This is a genomic window from Hymenobacter sp. UYAg731, assembly GCF_054061335.1.
This window is the reverse complement of the sequence record NZ_JBSSEC010000002.1, coordinates 234,978-258,702: the sequence shown is the minus strand read 5'-3', so window position 1 is coordinate 258,702 and position 23,725 is coordinate 234,978. Positions and strand designations below refer to the sequence as shown.

Annotated in this window: 14 protein-coding genes and 1 tRNA gene; 9 read left to right on the top strand and 6 right to left on the bottom strand. The window is 60.5% G+C overall.

Going from position 1 to position 23,725, the window contains the following annotated elements; translation table 11 throughout:
* The first annotated feature begins 131 nt into the window (after nt 1–131).
* Nucleotides 132–3,005, top strand: a complete 2,874-nt coding sequence (locus tag ACVWYF_RS05640; RefSeq protein ID WP_457065497.1) for a hypothetical protein — start codon at nt 132–134, stop codon at nt 3,003–3,005.
* A 144-nt stretch (nt 3,006–3,149) separates the two neighbouring features.
* Here the strand turns inward: ACVWYF_RS05640 and ACVWYF_RS05635 are convergent, their stop codons facing one another.
* Nucleotides 3,150–3,983 (bottom strand): alpha/beta fold hydrolase, encoded by an 834-nt coding sequence (locus ACVWYF_RS05635; RefSeq protein ID WP_457065495.1) that lies wholly within the window; start codon nt 3,981–3,983, stop codon nt 3,150–3,152.
* 288 nt (nt 3,984–4,271) lie between these two features.
* On the opposite strand from ACVWYF_RS05635, the gene ACVWYF_RS05630 reads away from it, so the two are divergent.
* The 3 genes from ACVWYF_RS05630 (at nt 4,272) to ACVWYF_RS05620 (ending at nt 7,688) form a co-directional block, all read left to right on the top strand.
* A complete protein-coding gene (locus tag ACVWYF_RS05630; protein WP_457065493.1) occupies nt 4,272–5,006 on the top strand; it encodes a PA2169 family four-helix-bundle protein in 735 nt (244 codons plus the stop codon).
* 495 nt (nt 5,007–5,501) lie between these two features.
* The gene (locus ACVWYF_RS05625) at nt 5,502–6,185 is read left to right on the top strand and encodes a hypothetical protein (protein WP_457065491.1); all 684 of its coding nucleotides are present in this window, start codon (nt 5,502–5,504) and stop codon (nt 6,183–6,185) included.
* Nucleotides 6,186–6,287: 102 nt separating this feature from the next.
* Nucleotides 6,288–7,688, top strand: a complete 1,401-nt coding sequence (locus ACVWYF_RS05620; protein ID WP_457065489.1) for a hypothetical protein — start codon at nt 6,288–6,290, stop codon at nt 7,686–7,688.
* Nucleotides 7,689–7,696: 8 nt separating this feature from the next.
* Here the strand turns inward: ACVWYF_RS05620 and ACVWYF_RS05615 are convergent, their stop codons facing one another.
* The 3 genes from ACVWYF_RS05615 to ACVWYF_RS05605 all read right to left on the bottom strand — a co-directional run bounded on the left by ACVWYF_RS05615 (nt 7,697) and on the right by ACVWYF_RS05605 (nt 11,969).
* Entirely contained in the window at nt 7,697–9,994 is a 2,298-nt protein-coding gene (locus tag ACVWYF_RS05615) for a GH92 family glycosyl hydrolase (protein ID WP_457065487.1), read from the bottom strand.
* 97 nt (nt 9,995–10,091) lie between these two features.
* Nucleotides 10,092–11,207, bottom strand: coding sequence for a hypothetical protein (locus ACVWYF_RS05610; protein ID WP_457065485.1), 1,116 nt, complete (start codon nt 11,205–11,207; stop codon nt 10,092–10,094).
* Nucleotides 11,208–11,246: 39 nt separating this feature from the next.
* Nucleotides 11,247–11,969: a GAF domain-containing protein gene (locus tag ACVWYF_RS05605; protein WP_457065483.1), complete on the bottom strand. Its 723-nt coding sequence runs from the start codon at nt 11,967–11,969 to the stop codon at nt 11,247–11,249.
* Nucleotides 11,970–12,044: 75 nt separating this feature from the next.
* On the opposite strand from ACVWYF_RS05605, the gene ACVWYF_RS05600 reads away from it, so the two are divergent.
* On the top strand, nt 12,045–12,680 hold the full coding sequence (locus ACVWYF_RS05600; protein WP_457065481.1) for an HNH endonuclease: 636 nt from the start codon (nt 12,045–12,047) through the stop codon (nt 12,678–12,680).
* A 62-nt stretch (nt 12,681–12,742) separates the two neighbouring features.
* Here the strand turns inward: ACVWYF_RS05600 and ACVWYF_RS05595 are convergent.
* Together ACVWYF_RS05595 and ACVWYF_RS05590 are read right to left on the bottom strand one after the other, a co-directional pair.
* A tRNA-Arg gene (locus ACVWYF_RS05595) sits at nt 12,743–12,814 on the bottom strand.
* Between the two features lie 42 nt (nt 12,815–12,856).
* Nucleotides 12,857–14,212 carry a Pycsar system effector family protein gene (locus tag ACVWYF_RS05590; protein ID WP_457065479.1) on the bottom strand — a complete coding sequence of 452 codons (1,356 nt, stop codon included), beginning with the start codon at nt 14,210–14,212 and terminating at the stop codon, nt 12,857–12,859.
* A 209-nt stretch (nt 14,213–14,421) separates the two neighbouring features.
* On the opposite strand from ACVWYF_RS05590, the gene ACVWYF_RS05585 reads away from it, so the two are divergent.
* The 4 genes from ACVWYF_RS05585 to ppk1 all read left to right on the top strand — a co-directional run bounded on the left by ACVWYF_RS05585 (nt 14,422) and on the right by ppk1 (nt 23,612).
* Nucleotides 14,422–18,549 carry a metallophosphoesterase gene (locus ACVWYF_RS05585; RefSeq protein ID WP_457065477.1) on the top strand — a complete coding sequence of 1,376 codons (4,128 nt, stop codon included), beginning with the start codon at nt 14,422–14,424 and terminating at the stop codon, nt 18,547–18,549.
* Between the two features lie 340 nt (nt 18,550–18,889).
* A complete protein-coding gene (locus ACVWYF_RS05580; protein WP_457065475.1) occupies nt 18,890–20,653 on the top strand; it encodes a GEVED domain-containing protein in 1,764 nt (587 codons plus the stop codon).
* A 326-nt stretch (nt 20,654–20,979) separates the two neighbouring features.
* Nucleotides 20,980–21,474: a SixA phosphatase family protein gene (locus ACVWYF_RS05575; protein ID WP_457065473.1), complete on the top strand. Its 495-nt coding sequence runs from the start codon at nt 20,980–20,982 to the stop codon at nt 21,472–21,474.
* Nucleotides 21,475–21,539: 65 nt separating this feature from the next.
* Nucleotides 21,540–23,612, top strand: coding sequence for a polyphosphate kinase 1 (ppk1, locus tag ACVWYF_RS05570; protein WP_457065471.1), 2,073 nt, complete (start codon nt 21,540–21,542; stop codon nt 23,610–23,612).
* Nucleotides 23,613–23,725 lie beyond the last annotated feature (113 nt).

Below are 23,725 nucleotides of genomic sequence, written 5' to 3'. Positions count from 1 at the left end.
CTTCGTTGTGGAAGCAACTAATTACTCTTGTGGTAGAGATGCTTCGGCTGTGCTCAGCATGACGTTCTTTATCGTTCGTTTCTAGTATTGTTCATTTCGACTGGTCATTCTTGATGCCCTCCCGCCACTCCATGCGTCGTTTGCTGCTGCCGGGGCTGCTGAGCTTTTTCCTCACCGCTCCGGCCCGCGCCCAAAGCCTGCCCGTTCTCCCCCAAAACCCGCCCGAATTGCGCTGGCGCGAGGTGCGCACCCCACATTTCCGGGTACTGTATGCGGGCAGAATTGACTCGGCGGCGCAACGCACGGCTGCACGGCTGGAGCAGTTGCACGGCCCGGACGTGGCCACGCTGGGCGTGAACCCGCGCCCCATTGCGGTGGTGATGCAGAACCAGACCACGGTCAGCAACGGCTTCGTGACGTTTTTGCCCCGGCACGCGGAGTTTTTTACCACGCCGCAGCAGGGCTTCGGGCTGGGCACCGTGGACTGGCTCGATGGGCTGGCGGTACACGAGTTCCGGCACGTAGGGCAGTTCGAGAAGGCCCGGCAGGGCGTGGGCCGGGTGCTGGGGCCGCTGTTTGGCGATGGGGCGCTGGGCATTGCGGCGGTGGGCGTGCCTCAGTGGTTTTTTGAGGGCGACGCCGTGGGCACCGAAACCGCCCTCACGCGCAGCGGGCGCGGGCGCATTCCCAGCTTCAACGTGGGCCTGCGGGCCAACCTGCTTGCCGGCCGCACCTACTCCTATCAGAAGGCCGTAAACGGCTCGCTGGTGGATAATGTGCCCGATTGGTACGTGCTGGGCTACTTCATGACCTCGTACCTGAAAACCCACCACGGCCCCGACGTGTGGGCCAAAGTGCTGGATAATTACTACCGCTTTCCGTTCTATCCGTTCTCGTTTTCCCATGGTATCCGGCACACCACGGGCCTGCGGGTGGAACAGCTGTACGCGCGCAGCATGACCGAAATCGACTCGCTGTGGCGGGCGCAGCAGTTGGCGCAGCCGGCCCCCACGCCGGCGCGGGAGCTGAAGCAGGCCGGAGTTGGGAAAATATTCACCCAGTACCAATACCCGCAGTACGTGACCGACAGCACGGTGCTGGCCCTGAAAACCGGCCTTGCCATCATCCCGCGCTTCGTGCTGCTGAGCCGGCACGGGGCGGAGCAAACCGTATTCACCCCGGGGCAAATTAACATCCCCGAAATGCTGTCGGTGAATGGGGGGCGGGCCGTGTGGCCCGAGTACCAACAGAATGCCCGCTGGGGCCAGCGCATTGCCTCCGAGCTGAAGGTGCTGGACCTGAAAACCGGCCGGCTCACGCGCATCGGGCGCGGGCAGCGCTACTCGGCCGCCGCCCTCTCGCCCGATGGCCGGCGGCTGGTGGCGGCCCGCACCGATGCCGCCTACCACCACGCCCTCGTTATTCTGGATGCCGAAACTGGGGCCGAAATCCAGACCCTGCCCAACCCCGCCAACGACTTCTACCAGCAGCCCCGCTGGCATCCCGACGGCCGCCGCCTGGTGGCCGTGACGCTAAGCACCGCCGGCAAAACCATTGCCGTGCTGGACCCCGCCACCGGCACTGCCCGCAACCTATTGCCCGTGGCCAACCTCAACCTGGCCAACCCGCAGCCCTGGCGCGATTTTGTGCTTTATAATTCGGCCCAGTCGGGCATCGATAATATCTACGCCGTGAGCGCCCGCACCGGCCAGACCTACCGCGTCACAGCCCGGCCATTCGGAGCTTATCAGGCGGCCGTCTCGCCCGATGGGCACACGCTGGCCTTTCACGACTACCGGGCCACCGGGGCGCGGGTGGTTGAGATGCCGCTCGATACCACGGCCTGGGTGCCCGTGCCCCTGGCCACGGCCGATATTCCCGGCCCCTACGCGGCGGCCCTCACGGCGCAGGAGCCGGCCGGGCAGCTGGTGCCGCGCCTGCTGGCGGCCCGGCCCGACTCTGCCGCCCCGCGCTACGGGGTGCGGCGCTACCGGCCGCTGGCGCACGCCTTCAACCTGTTCAGCTACGGCGTGGTGCAGAGCCCGAGCGGCAACACGGTGAGCGTGGGCCTGCGCTCGCAGGACTTGCTGAACACTACGCAGGCCTTCGCCGGGCTGGGCTACGACCAGGTGGAGCGCACTTTCAACGTAACAGGAGCCGTGAGCTACCAGGGCCGCTTTCCGGTGCTGGATGCCGACGTGACCTACGGCGGGCGCGACGCGGCTATTATTTACCAAGGCAATACGTACCGCGACCAGTGGCAATACGCCCGCCTCACGGCCGGGCTGCGGCTGCCGCTCAACCTCACGCATTCTAAATTTCTGGAAGCCGTTTCGCTGGGTACTTATTTCCTGCACGAGCAGGTATACGGCTACGACCTGCCCGTCCGCAAGCCCACCGAAGCCAGCCCCAATTCGCCCCTCAATGCCCTGCAAACCACCCTTAGCTACGTGAAGCAGCGCAAGGCTCCGGCCCGGGGCATTGCGCCCACGCTGGGCTATACGTTTCTGGGAACGTGGCGCACCACGCCGTTTGGGACAGGGCTGGCGGCGCGGCAGCTGGCGGCGCAGGCCAGCGTGTTTCTGCCGGGGCTGCGGCGGCACCATGCGCTGCGGCTGCGCGCCGGCTACCAGTGGCAGGACCAATTGCAATACCAGTTTGCACCCGCCGTATCGTTTCCGCGCGGCGAGGGCTACACCAGTTTCGACCGCCTGAGCGCGGCCAGCGCGGATTATTCGCTGCCGCTGGCGTACACGCACTGGGAATTGGGACGCCTGCTCTACGTGCAGCGGCTACGGGCCACGGTGTTTGGCGATGTGGCTCAGGGCAATGATTTTAGAGGAGTGGCGGGGCAACTCAACTACCGTAACGTGGGGGCCGATTTGCTGGTGCTCTTCAACGTACTGCGGCTACGCACGCCCGTGGAGGCGGGGGTGCGGGTGGTGTACCGCTCGGCGGTGCGGCAGTGGGTGGTGGAGCCGCTGGCGTTCAGCATTCGGCTATAGATGCTACAAAAGCGCCCGTCATGCAGAGCGCAGCGAAGCATCTTTACCGCAGTAGTAATCCATTCGATTGGATTGCGTTGTGTGGTAAAGATGCTTCGCTGCGCTCTGCATGACAAACGGAAAAAATAGCCCGCTCCCGCGTCCCTACAGCACGGTTTCGTGGTGCAGGAAGTGGTTCATGGCCGAAAGGGTTTCCTGGGGGGCGCTGAGGTGGGGGAGGTGGCCGTTGGTTTCGATGACGACCATGCGGCTGTCGGCCAGCTGCTCGTTGATGTAGTGGCCCACGGCCAGGGGCGCGATAACGTCGTGCGCCGATTGCACGATGAGCGTGGGGATGGTGAGGAAGCCGAGTTCGGCGCGGGTGTCGGAGAAGAAGGTGACGCGGGCGAAATGCTTGGCGATTTCGGGGTTGGTACGCACGAAGCTGTTAGTGAGGGCCATTACCAGCTCGGGGCTGTCCTGCTGGCCCACCATCACGGGCGAGAAGCCGTGCGACCAGCCGTTGTAGTCGGCCTCCATCGCACCCAGCAGCTCGTTGATATCCTTTTGCTCGAAGCCGCCAGCGTAGCCTTTCTCATTGATGAAGCGGGGCGAGGGCGAGATGAGGACCATTTTGGCGAAGCGCTGGGGCTCGCGCACGGCGGCAATCACGCCAATCATGGCGGCCACGGAATGGCCCACGAACACGACATCATGTAGGGCCAGGGCGCTGAGCACGCCCAGCAGGTCGGTGGCGTGGCCGTCGAGGGTACTGTGGGTGGTGGTGGGGTGGTAGGCGCTGAGGTCGGACTTGCCGGCCCCAATCAGGTCGAGCAACACCACCTGGTACTGGTCTTCAAAGGCGGGAGCGACGAGGCGCCAGTCGTGCTGGTCGCCGCCGAGGCCGTGCAGGAACACGATGGCCTGCGTGCCGGGGCCGGTAGCGCCGGAAATGGTGACGTTGCTGCGGTCGAGAATAGGTGTAGAGGAGGGGGCCATGGGGTGGTTAAGCTAGAGGATTAAGTAATTGGGCGGGCTAACATACTACAAATTCAGGCTTATTGGATTGATGATATTAATACTAGCACCGCCAACGGGTGTCGGCCTACTACTTGCCCATTTTCTTATAGCCATCAGCCAGTGAGTTACCGGGCATAATTGTCGGGGTTCGCGTTGAAAAAAGCCGCCGTGGTGGGGAGGAATGGACCGCGTTTACGAGGGAGAATTGAACGTACGGGTACTGCTTGCCGTAAGCAAGGACTTCACATTCACTTGCTTTCTAGCCTAATGAAACTGCCCGAAACCAATTCCGATACTGCCGACAAGTCAACAGACCTGCTTGACCAAGCCACCACTACTGTTACCGATAAGGCGAAAGACCTGCTCGATAAGGCCGCCGAGGTGAAGGCCAGCCTGCTCGCCCAGGCACCGGATTCCCTGAAGGACGCGGGGGCCAAAGCGAAAGAAGCCGGCGACAAAGCGCTGGGGGCTCTCAAAGGCCTGACAAGCACCCAAAAAGTGGTGGGCGGAGCCCTGCTGGCGGCTGGCCTGGCCTACCTGGTGGCCCCCAAGAAAAAGGGCAAAGCCAAGCGCAAATCGGCAGCCCTCGACGAGCTGCTGCTGTTCGTGAACGACCGCGTGGAGGGCTACAAGCGCGCCGTGGACGAAACCAAGGACGGCGACCTGCGCGCCTACTACCAGCAGCTGGTGGCCCAGAGCAAGAAATTTGCCGCCGAGCTGAACGGCTACCTGACCCGCGAGGGGGGCGAACGCGAAACCGGCACGACGCTGAAAGGCAAGCTCTACCGCAAGCTGATGGATGCGCAGGCCACTATCACCGGCAATAACGAAAAAGCCATTCTGGCCGCCAACATCTACGGCGAGCACTGGGCCACCAAAGCCTACAAGAAAACCCTGCGGCGCAAGGCCCTCAAAGGCGACATCCGCGAGGCGGTGAAAAAGCAGCTGGCGGAGTCGAAAAAGGCTTCGGCTAAGCTGAAGGAGCTGGCGGCCAAGCAATAATTGCCCTTGCTGCCATGAGAAGCCCCGCCGGGCCGAACCCTTTGACCGGGGCCGGGCCGGCGGGGCTTTTGGCGTGAGGCGGCGGGGCCTGGGCAACCGTGGTATGAAACGGGAACAGTTGGGGCGGTGCCGGCAGGTGTTTGGGCGGTGCCGGGAGCCGTTGAACCGATGCCGGGTGGAGTGGAGGCGGTGCCGGGAGGTGTTTGGGCGGTGCCGGCAGGTGTTGAACCGTTGCCGGGAGGTGTTTGGGTGGTGCCGGGTATGGTTGGACCGTTGCCGGCAGGTGTTGAACCGTTGCCGGCAGGTGTTGAACCGATGCCAACTACCGTCGAATCGCCGCCGGCAGCCGGGGTGGCGGGGCCGGCTACGGTGCCTGAACCGACTGCGCCCGAGCGGGTATTGCCGCGTCGGAAATTCCCGCTACCTTGGCCGCTCGCAAGAAACGCTTGCGCCGCCCGATGGAGCGCCTCCATTGCATTTCTACCCAATGTTTCGATGGAACAGTACAAAGAAGACCAGCTCGCCATGTGCGGGCGGGTGGCCGCCTACGTGGCCGAACACGCGGCCGACCTGGCCGCCAGCGAAGTAGCCGCCCAGCAGGCCGCCGCCGTGCAAACCCTGTATGCCCAGGTGGCCCAGGCCCACGGCGGCACCGCCCGCCGCACCCAGCAGCTAACCACCGCCGCCCAGGAAGCCCAGAAAACCCTGCTCGACCTGCTGCCCGCCCTGCTCGGCCCCCTGAGCCGGGTAGCCAAACGCCTCGGCGATGCCGACCTGCAAGCCGCCGTGACGCTGGGCAGCAAGCAGCTGCGCAAGCTGCGCCCGGTGCCGTTTGTGGCGGTGGTGGGGGCGGTGCTGGCCAGTGCCGCCCGCTCCGATGTAGCCCCCGAGCTCACCAAGCAGGGCCTCACCCCCAAGGCCCTGAAGCCGCTGACCGATGCGCTGGCCACCTTCCGCACCGCCCAGCCGGCCGTGCGCCAAACCATCAACGAGCGCGCCCTCTCCGGCGCGGCCCTCGAAGACCTGCTCACCGACCTGATGGACGAGCTGCGCGAGCTGGACGAGGATATGAAAGCCTTCAAGCTCCTGAACCGCCCCCTCTTCGCCGGCTACACCCAGGCCCGCAAAGTCATCAACTCCGGTGGCGGGGGCGGCAAGGAGAAACCGGCCGTGGCATAAGTTTCGGCAGGGTTGGAAAGGAAGCCGCCCGCTTCCGGAGAGGGGAGCGGGCGGGTTTGTAACAGGCCTTAGCTCTTACATCATCACCATAATTAACTAGTAATGTACCCAATTCGAGTCTTAAGCTATGCTAATGGCTGGCAGCAATTAGTTGAGCAAAAACCAAGTGAGTGGAATGATATTCAACATGCTATTAGTATGATGGATGCAAATAGTTTAAGAATTGCAGACACCCCTGGTCAACAAGACGCAAGAAGGAACGGTGAAATGTTTCATGAAAGGATTCGGGTTCGCAACTTCCAATACTATTGGGATAATATATCTCATGAAATGGGATGGGGACCTTTAAGACACAGGTCTAATAATGGTGCCGGGCTGCGTTTAACAATTCGTAACGCCAAAAATAGAGTTAGTACTCGTATGGGCATCGCCTTAGATAGACTTTCTCTGTCTCAGTTCACAAGTTGGCTTTTTGTTGAAGTACCACGTGCGCATGTCACAGACTTATGTGATGTTTCTGTCCTTCTCGTGCCAACAGAAGATGTTAAAGAAATTATTGATGATATAGACAGAAGAACAAGCACGTCTTTATTTACAGAGGAGCGTTGCCGTGCCCAAATTGAGGATTTATATCCTCTTCGAAATTCTTCGCCATTTGTAATAATTTTCTTTTCGTTGTTTCCTAGTGATAGAGAAATTGAAGTTGATGAAATTCCTTTATATGATGTGCCTGATGATTCAGAAGATGTTATAGAAAAGTGTATCGAATTTGCTCCGGAATACTACCAAGCTGGAGTCGGGATTTTATCCTATTTCGGCGAGATATTACGGCAAAAGCACCCCGAGATGAATGCCAAAGTGCGTATAGAGCAGGAAGGAAGAACAGTTCGGCTACACATTGAATCACCATCGGGTGACAAGGAAATAATTGAAGAAACTCTTAATGATTTTGTCTTAGTCGTAGCGGACCAAGCGCCTCCAGAATCACTGCTAGAGGATAAACTGCAAATCATGGCGCTTGAAAATAAATTAGAAATTGCTCGAATGGAAGCAAGACAAGGACATCAGTTACTTGCTATTACTCAAAGCTCTTATGATGCCCGTATAACTTTGCTTGAAGGCGAAACAGTATTCTTGAGACGTCATCTGGGTGAGCAGTTGCTCCAAATAAGTACGGGAGCAAATATCATAAGCAAACAGATTGATTCTGCTGAGCGGGTATTGCTGGCTCAAATGGAGCAATCAAGTATTGTGTTTAGTAGTCTAATTACTGCTGCCCAAGGGAATGAAAGTGTATTGTTTGCGTTAAAGCAAATAGAAAATATACTGAAAACAGGACTTAATAACGATTCTGAAAAGGAGGTCAGAAGTGCTGTTTCAGTTATTCAAAGTGAAAATCCAAAGCTGCTGCCATTACTTGCGGAAGCTGCAAATAACGTCAGTTATGGTGTAGCTGGTTCAGCAGTTTTTGAATTAATAAAGAGCTTTATGCACATCAGTTAATAATTGTGCTACTGCTTCGCCGGTTTCGCCCCCATCACCAACACCAGCACCCCGCCCTTTACCACGTCCTGCTGCGCCAAAAACGGCTGCGCCAGCCGCTGCCCGTTGAGCGTGGCCGACTGCACGTAGACGTTTTTGGGGCTTTGGTTTTTGACCTGGATGCTGAACTCCTTCCCGCCTTCCAAATGCAGGACGGCCCCGTGGACGAGGGGGCTGCCCAGCGCGTACTGGCCCGAGGATGGGGCCACGGGGTAGAATCCTAGCGCCGAGAAGATGTACCAGGCGCTCATCTGGCCGCAGTCGTCGTTGCCGCCGAGGCCGTCGGGGGTGGGGTGGTACTGGCGGGCGAGGATGTTGCGGACCTGGGCCTGGGTTTTCCAGGGCTGGTCGGTGTAGTTGTAGAGGTAGGCGGCGTGGTGGGCGGGCTCGTTGCCGTGGACGTAGCCCCCAATGATGCCCTCGCGGGTGATGTCCTCAGTTTCGGCAAAGAAGCTGTCGGGCAGGTGCATGGTGAAGAGCGAATCGAGGTGGGGCACGAAGCGGCGGTTGCCCCCCATGCGGGCAATCAGGCCGGCGGGGTCGTGGGGCACGGCGAGGGTGTAGTTCCAGGCGTTGCCCTCGATGAAGCCCTGGCCGTTGGTACTCAGCACGTCGAAGGTGGGGCGGAAGCTGCCGTCGGCCAGGCGCGGGCGCATGGCGTTGGTGTGGGCATCGAACACGTTTTGCCAATTGGTGGCGCGCTGGCCGAACTCCTTTGCAAGGTCGGCGTGGCCGAGCTTTTGGGCGAGTTGGGCGATGCACCAGTCATCGAAGGCAAACTCCAAGGTAGCCGATACGGACGTGCCGCTGCGCTCGCTGGGCACGTAGCCGTGGTCGATGTAGGCATCAAGGCCGTCGTACCAGCGGTGGCGGGCGGTGGCCACGCAGGCGGCGAGGGCACGCTCGGCCTGGGCGGGCGCAACTGTCCCATTTAGCACGGCATCGGCCACCACGGAGGTGCTGTGGTAGCCGCTCATGCACCAGTTTTCGTTGGCATGGTGGCTCCAGACGGGCAGCATGTGCTCGGCGCTCTGGTCGTAGTGGGCCAGCATGGATTGCACCATGTCGGCGTTGCGGCTGGGCTGGATGAGGTTGAAGAGCGGGTGCAGGGCACGGAAAGTATCCCAGAGCGAAAAGGTGGTGTAGTTGACGAAACCTTCGGCGCGGTGGGTTTGCTGGTCGAGGCCGCGGTACTGGCCGTCCACGTCCTGGTAGATGGTGGGACTGAGGCTGGCGTGGTAGAGCGCCGTGTAGAAGTTCTCCTTATCGGCCCGGTTGGGCGTTTGAATGGTGATGCGGGCCAACTCCTGCTGCCAGCGCTGCTGGCCGGCGCGGCGGGTCTGGTCGAAATCCCAGCCGGGCAGTTCGGCGCGCATATTGGCCAGCGCCCCGGCGCTACTCACGGACGAAAGCGCGAATTTGACCTTGATTTTCTCGCCCGCCACGGTGGCGAAATCAAAGTAGAGGCGCAGTTGGCGGCCGGCCTGCTCGGGCCAGCCCTTGCTTTGGTCGAAGCGGCCCCAGAAGCCCCGGTAAGTTTCTTTGGCGTCGTATTTCTTCGCGCCGTAGCTTTTGAAGGGCTTCGAGAACTGCATGGCGAAGTACTCGGTGCGGGTGCGGCCCCAGCCGGTGGTTTGGCGGTAGCCGGTCACGAGCGAGTCGTTTTCGATGCGCACGTAGCTCCACACGTTCTTGTCGGGGTAGTTGTAGATGCCGGCCATCATGTCCAGGATGACGTGGGCTGGCTCGGTGCCCGGAAACGTGTACTGGTGCAGGCCCACGCGGGTGGTGGCCGTGAGCTCGGCGAGGATGTTGTGGTCGTCGAGCTTCACCTTGTAATAAGCCGGCTCGGCTACTTCGTTTTGATGCGAAAACGCGGAGCGGTAACCACTGGCGGGCCGGTCGGCGGTGCCGGGATTGAGCTGGAGCGGGCCGGTGGTGGGCATGAGCAGGAAGTCGCCCAAATCGGAGTGCCCCGTGCCGCTAAAGTGCGTGTGGCTGAAGCCGACGATGGTCCGGTCGTCGTAGTTGTAGCCCGCGCAGTACTTGTAGATGTCGGGGTTGTACTTGCCGTTCTGCTCGTAGCTCAGCGTGTCGGTATCGGGCGAGAGTTGCACCATGCCGAAGGGCACGGTGGCGCCGGGGTAGGTGTGCCCCATCTTCTGCGTGCCCACCATCGGGTGCGCGTACTGCACCAGGTTTTCGGGGGCTTTTTGGGCGTTGATGATGAAGGGGAGGAGCAGTAAGGCTGGGAGGAATTGCTTCATGCCACCAAGATAACGCAACCTCACGCCCGGCCCCTTTCCTTGGGGATGGGGGAGCCCCGGCGGCGCGAACAGTAATCGAAAGTGGGCTTTGCGGGCGCTACAACGCTACGCTGAAAAGCCGGTAGCCCGCGACGGTGCGGATAAAGGCGAAGTGCGCTTGGTGCTCCGAGCTAGTTTTGCCCGCCGCATCGACCGGGTTCACAACCACGTTGAAAACCGGGTATTTCTCCCGAAAATGCTCATTGCAGTCGGTGAAGAAAGCTTGGAAAGATGGGCTGTCGAAAATAAGCCCGTTCAGGTCTTCGGAGAAAACCGCGACGTTTTTCGCGCCCGGCTGAAGTACGCTCAATTTCGGCTGTAGCATGAGCTGGTAGAATTTGCGGATGAATGCGGCCCGTTTCAAATATTGCCAGCCTTGAAATGGCCGGCCGGAAATTACCAGCTCGGAGTAGCAAAGCGCGGTAAATTTACCGGCCGCTCCGGTGCGTACGGTCGGCACAAACACCTCGTAGAACCAGTGAGTAAACTCCTTTTCGTAATCCGTGAATGTGTAACGGTCGCCATTCACGGCGCGGAAAGTTCGGGTGGTGGCCGTATCGATGGCAGGGGCGTTGACGCGTAGCGAATACCAGTTGAGGTAGTCCAACTGGCGCTCGGGCAGGTTATCGGCCAGCACTTCGTTGCGCTCATTGATGAGCAAATTTCGCCCGCCTACCCAGCCGGGGTGTTCGCAATGGACGGTGTCATTTTCGCCGCTCCAGCATTTTCGCCGGGCCCCGATGAGCCCCACGGCCATGCCGTTGTGGAAGGGGCTGACATAGCAGTAAATGGACGGAATAGCAGCCTTGCCCCGGCCATCAAAGAAGCCCATCCGGTCCCTCTGGTGGTCCTTGAATCTAATTCTGCCCTCGCTTTCGCAATCGAAGGTATAGTCGAACATATACACGCTGTCGCGGCCTATTTCCCGGCCATTTTTCAGCAGGTAATACATTCGCTGAGTCGCCTTTTCGTTGACGGCCATGATGTGCCGGAACTTCTGCGCATTAGTGAAATTGCCAAATCGGGCTGGTATGCGGATGCGGCCGGCGGCGTCTTTATAGCCGTATCTATAATCCTGCTTTTCCTTTTTAGTGAACTGAGTCCACACGGTGTCAGACTGCGTTTGGGCAAAAGAAGGAATGGCAACAAGGAGCATGGGCAGCAGTAGCTTCATGCGGCGCAAGGTAAGAACCGGCCTTACGTCAACCGCGCCCTACCGCAGCCGCTCAGTAATCTGCGCGTGCAGGGCATCCAGCACGTGCCCGATTTCTTCCTGTGCGGAGTTGCGGTAGGCCACGGCCGCGTCGGTTTCGGTGTTCTCTTCCCATTTGGCCAGCTCGGCCAGCGTGCCCAAGCGGTTCACGGAGGACTCAATCTGGTCGTAGAGGCTGCCCCAGAGGGCGGTGCCGGGATGCAATACGCCTGCTTTTTCGGCCTTGATGCGCAAATCCAGCATCCCAATCACGATTTCGGCCAGGCGCTGCAACTGCTGCTGTTGCTCGGCCCCGAACTGCCGGGGCAGGCGGTCAATCACGCAGAGTACGCCCACCGGCAGGCCGCTGGCCGTGCGCAGGGGGCTGCCGGCGTAGAATTGCAGGTTCATGCGCTGCACGAAGCCGGGCTTGGCCAGCTCGCAGGGGTCGGTTTCGAGGTTTTCGAACACCGTGGTATCGTCCTCCAGAATGGCCACTGAACACAGGCTTTCGTCGCGCGGCTCCTGGGCCGTACCATCGGGCAGGCCCACGTTCAGGCGGAACTGCACGGTGCTTTCTTCCACCAGCGCCACAATGGCAATGGGCACGTTGAAGAGCGTGGCCGTGAGCCGAATCAGGTCATCGAACAGCGGGTCGGGGATGGAGGTAATGAGCTGATACGGACGCAGGGCCTGCAACCGGTGCGCCTCATCGGCTGGGCGGCGGGGGTAGGAAGTAGCCATAAGGAAGAGAACGAAGAATAAGCGCCGCCTTGAGCCGCTAAAGGCCCGTTTTTATTATAATACCGATACAAAGGTATGGCGTTAACCAGAAGTGGGCCTGAATTTTTTTGCCTGCTACAGTTCAGGCTTACTTTGGAGAGTAGCGAAAAATCAGCCGGGGATTCTGTCTTCTCTTCGCCCTTCGCGCAGCAAATTGCCCAAGTCTATCTATTACTTTCAGCCATGAACAATTGCCAGCACTGCGGCGCTGAAACTGCCAACGCCAAGTACTGCTCCCGCTCGTGCGCCAATCATGTAAACGGCCACCTCTTTCCCAGTAGAAAGCCCGTGGCCCGAAGCTGCAAGTATTGTGGAGTTACACTTCAGGCCCGGCGCACCACCTGCGACGCTTGCAATCCCAGCATCGTTGACTGGCGAACGGTGCCATTACAGCAGCTTAAATCAAAAGCCCTGCAGCAATATGCCGCGCAAATTCGCAGCTTGGCGCGCGTGATATACCGCAAATCAGCCCGGCCCAAGATGTGCGCGGTCCGTGGTTATGACATGCATTATGAAGTGTGCCATATCAAGCCGATTAATGACTTTCTGCTTACTGATTCCGTCGCTGACGTAAACGAATTGAGCAACCTGGTGGCTCTATGCCCCAACCATCACTGGGAATTTGACCACGGCCGGTTGTCGATAGAATTTGTTGTTGGCAGCGCGGCTTAGTTAATGATTAAAGGCCGTTTTCGACGTCGAAAACGGCCTTTAATCATTAACTAAAACCTATGTAGCCACGACGAGAATCGAACTCATATCAAGCGTTTAGGAAACGCCTATTCTATCCGTTGAACTACGCAGCCGTGGCGCAAAGATAAGAACAGACACCGCCGCTGCCGAACGAACTACGACTTATACAGCAGCGCGATGCCGAACGAGAGCGCCGTAAGAATGATGCCTACCAGAAAAATGGTATAGCTGATGCGCAGCAGGCGGTATTTGCGGGTCAGCACCTCGCCGAGGTAATAAACGTCCGTCACCATGTTGGTATAGAGCAGGTCTTTCTGCCGCATCAGGTCGCGCATTCCGTTCTGGAAGTTGTCGAGGTTGAGCTTGGTGAACTGCCCGAAAAACAGCAGGTTGACGCGGCGGTTGGTAGCAACTTCGGGGCTTTTCTTGAGCCAGGCAAAACTCGTGACGTCGGGCTGGGCCGAGAGGATGGCCGAGGTGACCGAACCCAGGGCCGTGACTAGCAGAATGCTCACCGGAATGGCCAGCACGGGGTTGTTGCCCATGAGCGGGGCCAGGCTGCCGGCCTTGCCCATCTTGGCCCCCAGGTAGGTGATGATGACCGAGATGAGCACGGCGTTGAGCTGAATCATCATGCTGGCCTTTTTATCAGCCATGTCGCTCAGCTTCATGTGGTTAGAGTACATGGTGCGGAACATGGTTTCGATGCCCCGCTTGGGCTCGGCGAAGGTGTCGCTCTTTTCCCTGGTCTTCTTCTTGTCTTTTTTCTCCTTCTTCTTGAGGTGGTCGCGCTGGTCCTCGATGTTCTTTTTGAGGGCCTTCTTGTACCGGTCCTTACCCGCTTCGGAGAGGTACTTGTGGGCCAGCATGAAGTTGAGCTGCAATTCGGTCCACTCCGGCGTGGAGTAGGTTTTGTTGAGCACCAGCTCCCACTCGGTGCGCAGCAGCTCGGCGCGGGAGCGGTAGTCGTCGCGCGCCAGGTTGCTCATGTCGGCATCAGCCAGGAGCTTTTGCAGCTCGGTTTCGGGCGGCGAGTCGCGGTGCGTGGTTTTAATCAGGCCCTGAATTAATTCGATTCGGTCTTTGGGCAGGCCATGCTCCGCGAGCCAGGCCCCGGCGCGCTCCATGCTGCGGAACTCGTGGCCGTCGTACGCGTCGATGTAGCCAGCGTCGTGAAACCAGGCGGCCAGCAGTAGGTTCTCGGTGTCGTCGGCGCTGAGCTTGGCAGCGGGGGCCAGGGCGCGGCACTCCTTCGCCACGGCCTCGGTGTGGCCAATGGTGTGGTAGGTGAGCTTGGCCGGCAGCTCTTTGGCAAACAGGCCGGTGATGTATTCCTGCGCCTCTTTCACCAGGGCCGACGCTTTGGCTTTGGGCGCTTTATCATTCTCCGCTTCCAGAGGCTTCTCGGTGGCGGGGAGTGCCGGGGATGCGGCCGCAGCCGGAGTTTCCACCGATGGAGCCGGTGCGGACGCCGCCGAAGTTTCGACGGATTCGGGGGTAGTTTCTTTCATGGTACGCGAAGCTACGGCCGGCGCGTTGGGCTGGTCCGCCGGCTTTCAACGCGAAGCGCGGGCCGGAAGTTAAAAACCCGGCCAAACCGCACCGCCGTGCTTTGCGTAACGGGCGCTACAGCGCCGGCCCGCAACCGGGCGGGCGCGTTATTTTTGTATTTGCCCGGGCCCTGCGGCGTGGCCCATTTTTCGTCTCGTAATTTTAGTTCATGCACCTATTTCGCCGCCTCACTTTTCTGCTTGCCTGCTGCCTGCCGCTGCTTGCTACTGCGCAGCCCGCCGCCCCCCAATCGTCAAAAGAACCCAAGGAACCCAGAGGGACTCAGCGGGAACTGCCCGAACCCGGCGAGTCGGACCAGAACCCGCACACCAGCCGCCCCAACTACCGCAAAGCCGGCGTGAGCTGGCAGAAAAATATTCCGCCCGACTCCACCCGCATTCGCTACCGCGTGTTCCTGATTGGCGACGTGGGCAACCCCATTCCGAAGGCCAAGGGCGGCGAGCCGAGCCTGAACTACCTGCGCCAGCAGATAATGAAGGCTGGCAAAAACAGCACGACCATCTTCCTGGGCGACAACGTGTACAACTACGGCATGCCCGAGGAAGGGGCCTACGACCGCAAAAACGCGGAGGAACGCCTCACTGCCCAGCTCGACATTTTCCGGGGCTATGCGGGGGAGAAATACATGACGCCCGGCAACCACGACTGGATTCAGGGTGCGGCCGGCGGCCTGGCCCAGGTGAACCGCGAGCAGGCCTTCGTGGAACAGTACATGCGCAAGGACTCGACGGCGTTTTCCTACACCGGCGACTTTTTCCTGCCCCGCGATGGCTGCCCCGGCCCGTTTGAGGTGCGCGTGCAGGACGACCTGGTGCTCATTGCCCTAAACTCACAGTGGTTTCTGACCCCGGCCACCAACCGCCCCTTCGGCCTGAACGGGTCCTGCGGGGCCGATAACAACGACGACGTTTTTGCGGCGCTGGAGGAAATCATTGCCCGCAACAAGACCAAGCACATCATGGTGTTTGCCCACCACCCGCTGTTCTCCGACGGCATTCACGGGGGCTATTTCACGCTGGCCGACCATATTTTTCCGCTCAGCATCGTGCTCAAATACGCGTTTATTCCGCTGCCCATCATTGGCTCGATTTACCCGTTTGCGCGCAAGTACGGCGGCATCAGCCAGGACATTCCGCACCCGCTCTACCAGGCGTACCGCAAGGGCTTGCTCGATATTTTCGCCAAGTACCCCAACGTGGTGTACGCCGCCGGGCACGAGCACAACCTGCAATACTATACCGAAGGCAGCACGCACTTCATCACCAGCGGCTCGGGCTGCAAAACCCAGCACGTAAAGCCCGGCGACGGCGGCGGGGCGCTGTTCTCGGATAAGGAAAAGGGCTTTGCCGTGGTAAACTACTACGACGACGGCCAGGTGTGGAGCGAATACTTCATCCCGCAGGGCAACGGCCAGACGGCCCGCCGCGTGTTCCGCACGCCGATGTATGCCAAAATAACCGGCACCGTTGCTGCCCAGCCTGCCCAGGCCCTCTCCGAAACGGTGCTGACCACCACCAACGGCCAGGCCGGCGGCCAGAAGCTGCCCCAGACGGAAGCGGCCATTCAGGATAAGAAAAAAGCCAAGGATAAGAAGAAGGAAAAGGAGGCCGCCGCCATTGCCAAAGCCCCGATTCCGACGAAGCGACCCGACTTCCGCGACAGCTCGGTGACGGTGGCCATCAACGCGAACTACGATAAGCACGGGGCTTTCCACAATTGGCTGCTGGGCGAGCACTACCGCAAGGAGTGGGCCACGCCCGTGAAGTTCCGCACCCTGGACATCGCCAATGACAAAGGCGGCCTGATGCCCTACAAAACCGGCGGCGGCAAGCAAACTGCCTCCCTGAAAGTGCGCAACGAGGCCGGCTACAACTTCACCCTGCGCGGCATCGACAAAGACCCCGCCGCCGTGCTGCCCGAGCAGTTGCGCACCGGCCTGGCCAAGGCCGTGCTCCAGGACCAGATTTCGGCCCAGCACCCGTACGCCTCGTTCGTGCTGCCGCCGCTGGGCACGGCGGCCGGCATTCTGCACACCAACCCGGTGCCGGTTTATATTCCGCAGGACCCCATGCTGGGCCAGTACTACGCGCAGTTTGCCAACCTGCCGGCAGCGCTGGAAGAAGATGCTAAGGATAGCCAGGACAACGTGGCCAGCCTGGGCTTCGCCAAAAACCTGGTGGGCACCGAGAAGATGCTAAGCCGCCTGCTCGATGACAACGACAACCAAGTGAACCAGAAGGCCTTCGCCCGCTCGCGCCTCTTCGATATGTGGATTGGCGACTGGGACCGCCACGAAGACCAGTGGCGCTGGAGCGAGACCAAGGACAAGGAGGGCGACCGCACATTTACGGCCGTGCCCGAAGACCGCGACATTGCCTTTTTCAAGGGCGATGGTGTGCTGCCGTATTTGATTTCGCGCAAGTTCGCCATCCGCAATTTCCAGAACTTTGGGTACGACTACGCCGACTACAAGGGCCTGAACCAGACCGGCATGAGCAACGACCGGGTGTTTATGAGCTCCGTGACCCGTGCAGACTGGATTAAGGAGGCCGATTACATGAAAGCCCACCTCACCGATGAGGTGATTGAAAAGGCTTTCCGCGACAAGTGGCCCAAGGAAATCTACGACCTGCACGCCAAAGAAATCATCGCTAAGCTGAAAAGCCGCCGCGACCTGCTGCCCGACCTCGCCGGCAAATACGCCGACGTGCTGGCCGAAATAGTGGAAGTGCGCGGCTCGAAGAAGAACGAGAAGTTCACCGTGGAGCGCCTCACCAACCGCAAAACCCGGGTGGTGATGCAGAAGATTAACAAGGACGGCAAGCTGACCAAAATCCTCTACGACCGCACATTTGACGATGCCGTGACCGACGAGGTGCGCCTCTACGGCATCAGCGGCAAGGACGTGTACGACGTGAAGGGCGACGTGAAGCGGGGCGTGAAGCTGCGCATCGTGGCCGGCACGGGCCGCGACTCCATCACCACCCGCGACCATGTGGGCGGCCTGCTCCACAAAACCCAGATTTACGACGCCGACACCGGCAACGCCATCACCGCCAGCTCCGAAGCCCGCCAGCGCCTAGAGCCCGGCTACGAGGTGAGCCGCTACGACTACCCGCACCGCTTCGACCTCAAGGATTACCGCCTCGACTACCTGGGGCCGGCCCTGTACTTCGGCTACAACATTGACGACGGCATCCTGCTGGGCGGCGGCGCAACCTACCGCCACTACGGCTTCCGCCGCGAGCCGTATTCGTGGGAGCAGACCATCACGGCCAACATCGCGCCGGCCCGCGATGCCTATAATATCCGCTATACGGGCCAGTTTAACCGCATTTTCAAGAAGACCGATTTGCACATCGCGGCGCAGTACTACGGCCCGCAGCTGCTGTACAACTTCTTCGGCATCGGCAATAACACGGCCAACCTGGCCACCGAAGACGAAACCCGGGGCGTAGTGACCAACCGCACCGTGAACAACGCCTACCGCGTGCGGTTTCAGCGCATCACCATTGCGCCCACGTTTGAGCGCAAGCTGTTTGCCTTCCTCAAATTCGGCATCGGGCCGCAGTACGACCAGTTCCGTATCGAGCAGGACCCCATCGGCTCGGTCATTAAAGACAGCCTGACCAACAAAAACGGGGTGACCACCTACGAGAACCGTCGCTTCGGCGTGCGCTCCTCCGACTTCCAGACCAACCAGTACCTCGGCGGCCTGATGTACCTGAACCTCGATGCCAGCTCGTCGGCCAAAAACCCCCGCATCGGCCTGCGCTGGTACAACGAGTACCAGTACAACTGGCAGCTCAACAGCGAAAGCCTGAGCTTCGGGCGCTTCAGCACGGAAGTACGCGCCTACCTCACGCCTAACTTCCCCTTCCACCTCACCTACGCCGGCCGCATCGGCTACCAGCACAACTACGGCGACTACCGCTTTTACCAGGCCAACACGCTGGGCGGTACCACCAACCTGCGCGGCTACCGCCGCACCCGTTTCGCGGGCCGTACGGCCGTGTACGCCAACTTCGAGCCGCGCCTGGAGCTGTTCTCCTTCAACGCCTATCTCTTCCCTGGCAAGTTTGGCGTGATGGGCCTGGCCGACATCGGCCGCGTGTATTCCGACAACGACACCGGCACCTATACCGGCCTCAACGCCTTCCACAGCGGTTTTGGCGGCGGCATTTACGTCGATATCCTCAAGGCGGCCATCATCAACGCCACCTACTCGGTAGGGGAGGAGAAGCTGGTGTTCGTCGGGTTCGACTTCCTGTTCTAATTGATGTAGGGGCGGGGGCCGGCCCTACCGGGTACGCCCCCGCCCCTATATTCACTGACCCCAAAATGACTTTGGGTTCCGACCTTAATAACTCGGCCCTGCTTACTTATCATCCTGAGAGCCGCCCATTTGGGCGGCTCTTACTGTTTAGGCTGACTTTTTATTTCGCAAAAAATATGAAATATCGGTGAATTTTCTAGGTTTGTTATCAAGTGAATAATGAAATAAGATAATGAATTGAAAATAACGTAAGCGATGCCGGAATTTTATTAATAACGTTGCAATATTTTCAATAGCTTGCCGGTCCAAAAACCATTTTCACCATCAAAACCCTGTTTGAATGAAAGCAAATGTTTACGCCACTGCGTTAAGCCTTCTGGGCCTTGCGCTAACTTCTGCTTCGGCCAGTGCGCAGGCACCCGCCCCGCACCGTACCTGCGCTTCGGTGGAAGTGCTGGCCGCCCAGCTCGCCGCCGACCCCGGCCTAGCCCAGCGCATGGCCGCCATCAACAACCAGGCTGCGCAGTTTGCCAAAACCAACCAGGCGACCAACGCAACGGCCGCCGTCACCCTGACCATTCCGGTGGTGGTACACGTACTCTACAGCACGACTGGCGAGAACATTTCCGATGCCCAGATTCAGTCGCAGATTGACGTGCTGAACGAGGACTACCACAAACTCAACGCCGACTACACCAAAACCCCCAGCGCCTTTGCCGGTCAGGTAGCCGACGTAGGCATCCAGTTCGTGCTGGCCAAGCGCAACCCGAGCGGCCTCGCCACCACGGGCATCGAGCGCAAAAGCAGCACCACCGCCAGCTGGGGCACGGCCGATAAAATCAAGAAAGCCAGCACCGGCGGCCTCGACGCCTGGAATTCGAGCCAGTACCTCAACCTCTGGGTGGGCACCATCGGCGGTGGCATCCTGGGCTACGCCCAGTTTCCCGGCGGCGCTTCGGCCACCGACGGCGTGGTGATTTCGCCCGTGTACTTCGGCCGCACCGGCACCGTGACCTCGCCCTACAACCTGGGCCGCACCGCCAGCCACGAAGTGGGCCACTGGCTCAACCTGAACCACATCTGGGGCGATGACGGCGGAGCCTGCACCGGCACCGACAACGTGGCCGACACCCCTAACCAAGGCGCGGAGCACTACGGCAAGCCCACGTTCCCGCAGGTATCGTGCTCGAACGGCCCGAACGGCGACATGTTCATGAACTACATGGACTACGTGGACGACAACGCCATGTTCATGTTCTCGACCGGCCAGAGCTCGCGCATGAACGCGCTGTTTGGCAGTGGCGGTGCCCGCGTGGCCCTGCTCACCTCGCAGGGCGGCGTGGCCCCCAGCGGCGGTGGCGGCGGCACGCCTCCTCCCGTTACTTACTGCACCAGCAAAGGCACCAGCGTGGCCTACGAGTACCTCGACTACGTGAAGCTGGGCACCATTGCCCGCACCTCCGGCGCCGATGGCGGCTACTACGACGGCATCGCGCTGAGCACCAGCGTAGCCGCTGGCTCGGCCCAGACCATCAGCTTCTCGGCCGGTTTCGTGGGCACAGCCTACTCGGAGTACGTGAAAGTGTACATTGACTACAACCAGAACGGCGTGTTCACCGATGCCGGTGAGCTCGTGGTAAATGCTGCTGCCAGCACCAGCGCCGCTACCCGCACGGGCTCCTTCACGGTGCCGGCTTCGGCCAAGAGCGGCAATACCCGCATGCGCGTGGTGCTGAGCGACAACAGCGGCACCACCAGCTGCGGCAGCTATAGCTATGGCGAAACGGAGGACTACACCATCACCGTAACCGGCGGTACTCGCCTCGATGGCACCACGGCCCGCACCAGCGGCACCTCCGGCCTGGCCGACCAGTACACGCTGTACCCCAACCCGGCCACCAGCGTGCTGAGCATTGCCCGCCCCCTGAGCATGGACCCCGAGCAGGCGTTCTCGGTGCGCGTGTACGACGTGCGCGGCAGCGAAATCAAGGGCTTATCCTTCGTGGATGGCCAGCTGAACGTGGCCTCGCTGCGCACCGGCATCTACATGCTGAGCGTGAGCGACGGCAGCAAAACCTCGCACCAGCGCTTCGTGAAAGAATAGCCTTTCTGAGCCACTGAAAACAGAAGAGCCCCGGCCGGTTGGTTGGGGCTCTTTTGTGTGCGCTACCAGAGAATAAAAAGGGCTGGTGAATGGTAAGTAGTTGTACAGAAGTAAGTAGTCGCGCAATAGTAACCGTCATGCAGAGCGTATCGAAGCATCTCGCGTGCTCAAGTAAAATCCATTCGATTGAGTTACTGCCCCACGCGAGATGCTTCGCTGCGCTCTGCATGACATTCGGGGTTTAGGCTGCTATTATTCCCACGTCCTGCCCCCCATAACCTTTTCCTAACCTCCCGGGTAAGCAAAAGCCCGTTAGCTTCGCCCCCATGAAAACCCTCTATCTCCTTCGCCACGCCAAATCCAGCTGGAGCTTCGATGAGCTCAGCGACCAGGAACGCCCCCTCAACGACCGGGGCCGCGACGATGCCCCCCTGATGGGCCAGGCGCTGGCCAAGCGCCGCATCTGCCCCGATGCCATCGTGAGCTCGCCCGCCGTGCGCGCCATGAGCACGGCCGTGCTGGTGGCCCGCGAAATGCAGTACCCACACGACAAAATTGTGGTTGAGCCCGGCATCTACGGGGCCGACGTGGACGATTTTCTCACCATCATCAAGGCTTTGCCCGATTCGGCCGCCTCAGTTCTGGTGGTGGGCCACAACCCCACCATCACCGAAACGGCCAACGCGCTCTCGCCCTCCAGCCTCAACGAGATGCCCACCGCCGCCGTGGTCTGCCTGCGCTTCGCCTGCGACCATTGGGCCGAAGTGAGCAAGGTGAACGCCGAGTTTTATTTCTACGACTACCCGCGCAACGCGGAATAGAGAGGGGAATCATCTGAGGAGGGGAGTTTTCCGTTCAACGACTTCGCCAACCATCTTCCAACGAATTGAAAACCCTTTCCCGCGACCTGAGCTGGCTGCGTTTCAACGCCCGCGTGCTGCAAGAAGCCCAGTGCCCCACCGTGCCGCTGCTGGAGCGCCTCAAGTTTCTGGCTATTTTCAGCAGCAACCTCGACGAGTTTTTCAAGGTGCGCGTGGCCACGCTGCGGCGGCTGACGAAGCTCAAAAAGAAAACCCGCGCCAAGCTCGGCGACAGCCCCAAGCGGCAGTTGAAGGAAGTGCTGGCCGAAGTGGCGCGCCAGCAGGAGGAGTTCGGGGCTACGTTCCGCGAGCAGCTGCTGCCCGAGCTTAACCGCCACCACATTCACCTGCTCACCGAGGCCGAGCTCACCGACCAGCAGCGCGCGTGGACGGCCCGCTACTTCGACGAGAACGTGCGCGACCTGCTCTCGCCGGTGGCCCTCGATGACACCCTGCACCACCTTTTTCTTAAGGACCAGGCCGTCTACCTCACTTTTTTCCTGAGCCAGCCCCATGCCGCCCCCGGCAAAGCCAAAAGCAAGTCCGCCGCCGAGCGGGTGCTGATAATGGAGCTGCCCACCAAGCGCCACGGCGGCCGTTTCGTGCGCCTGCCCGACGAGGGCGAGGAACGTTACGTGCTGTTTCTGGACGATGTAATCCGGGTGGGGGCGGCCGGGCTGTTCCCGGCGTATGCGCAGGTGGAAGTCAACGCCGTGAAGCTCTCGCGCGATGCCGAGCTGGACATTGAAGAAGAGGTTTCGGGCGATTTGATGGAGAAAATCCGCAGCAGCCTGGCCAAGCGCACTACCGGCTTCCCCGCCCGCATGCTCTTCGACCCCCAGATGCCGAAGGAAGTGCTGCGCGCCATCAAACAGAAAACCGGCATCACCGACGAGGAGCTGGTGGAGGGCAGCCGCTACCATAATTTTCGCGACTTTTTCGGCTTTCCCGATTTCGGCGAGGCCGATTTTCACTACCCGCCCCGGCCTGCGCTGCCGCACCCCACGCTGCCGCGCACGGGTAGCCTGCTGGCCGCCATTGGCCAGCGCGACCACCTGCTGCACCCACCTTACCAGTCGTTCGACTACGTAACGCGCCTGCTGCGCGAAGCCGCCGCCGACCCGCGCGTGTCCGGCATCAGCATCACGCTCTACCGCGTGGCCAGCAAAAGCGCGGTGGTGAAAGCCCTGCTCAAAGCCGCCAAGAACGGCAAGCAGGTTACGGCCGTAGTCGAGCTGAAAGCACGGTTTGATGAAGAGTCCAACCTCTTCTGGGCCGACAAGCTGAAGCGGGCCGGGGCGCACGTCGTCTTCACCCCGCCCGAGCTCAAAGTCCACAGCAAGCTCCTGCTCATCGCCCGCCGTGAAGCCGACGAAACTACCCGCCGCTACGGCTACTTCAGCACCGGCAACTTCAACGAAAGCACCAGCGAGCTCTACACCGACCACGGCCTGTTCACGGCCGATGAGCGGCTGACCCAGGAGTCGGCTGTCGTGTTCGACTACCTGCGCGACCAAACCACCGCGCCCGCGCTGCACCAGCTTCTGGTGGCCCCCTTCGGCCTGCGCCCCGGCCTGAATGCGCTGATTGACTACGAAATCAAGCAGGCCAAAAAAGGTCACGAGGCTTACATCATCCTCAAAGTGAATGCCGTGGAGGACGAAGGCATGATTGCCAAACTCTACGAAGCCAGCCACGCCGGCGTGCGCGTCGAACTCATCGTGCGCGGCATTGGCCGGCTGGTGCCGGGCCAGCCCGGCTTCAGCGAAAACATCCGCCAGCGCGGCCTCATCGACCGGTTCCTGGAGCACAGCCGCGTGTACGTATTCGGCCACGGCGGCGAAGAAAAAGTCTACGTCTCGTCTGCCGACTGGATGACGCGCAACCTCGACCGCCGCGTGGAAGTGGCCTTCCCCATCCTCGACGAAAGCCTGCGGGCCGAAGTGCGGCACCTGCTCGATTTCCAGCGCCACGACAACGTGAAGGCCCGCGATTTCGAGAATGGGTTTATCCCGGCAGCCGAAGGCGAGAAGCCCTTGCGTGCCCAGGAAGCCACCTACGCGTGGCTGAAGGGCCAGAAGCGCCGCCAGCGGAAGTAGCACGGCTCAAGCACGTACTCACATAAAAAGGCCCGCTATGCTGATAGCGGGCCTTTTTGTGGTTTCAACGCAGACGTTATGCCAGCGGCTTTAGGCTGCGCAGCTGGCCCGGC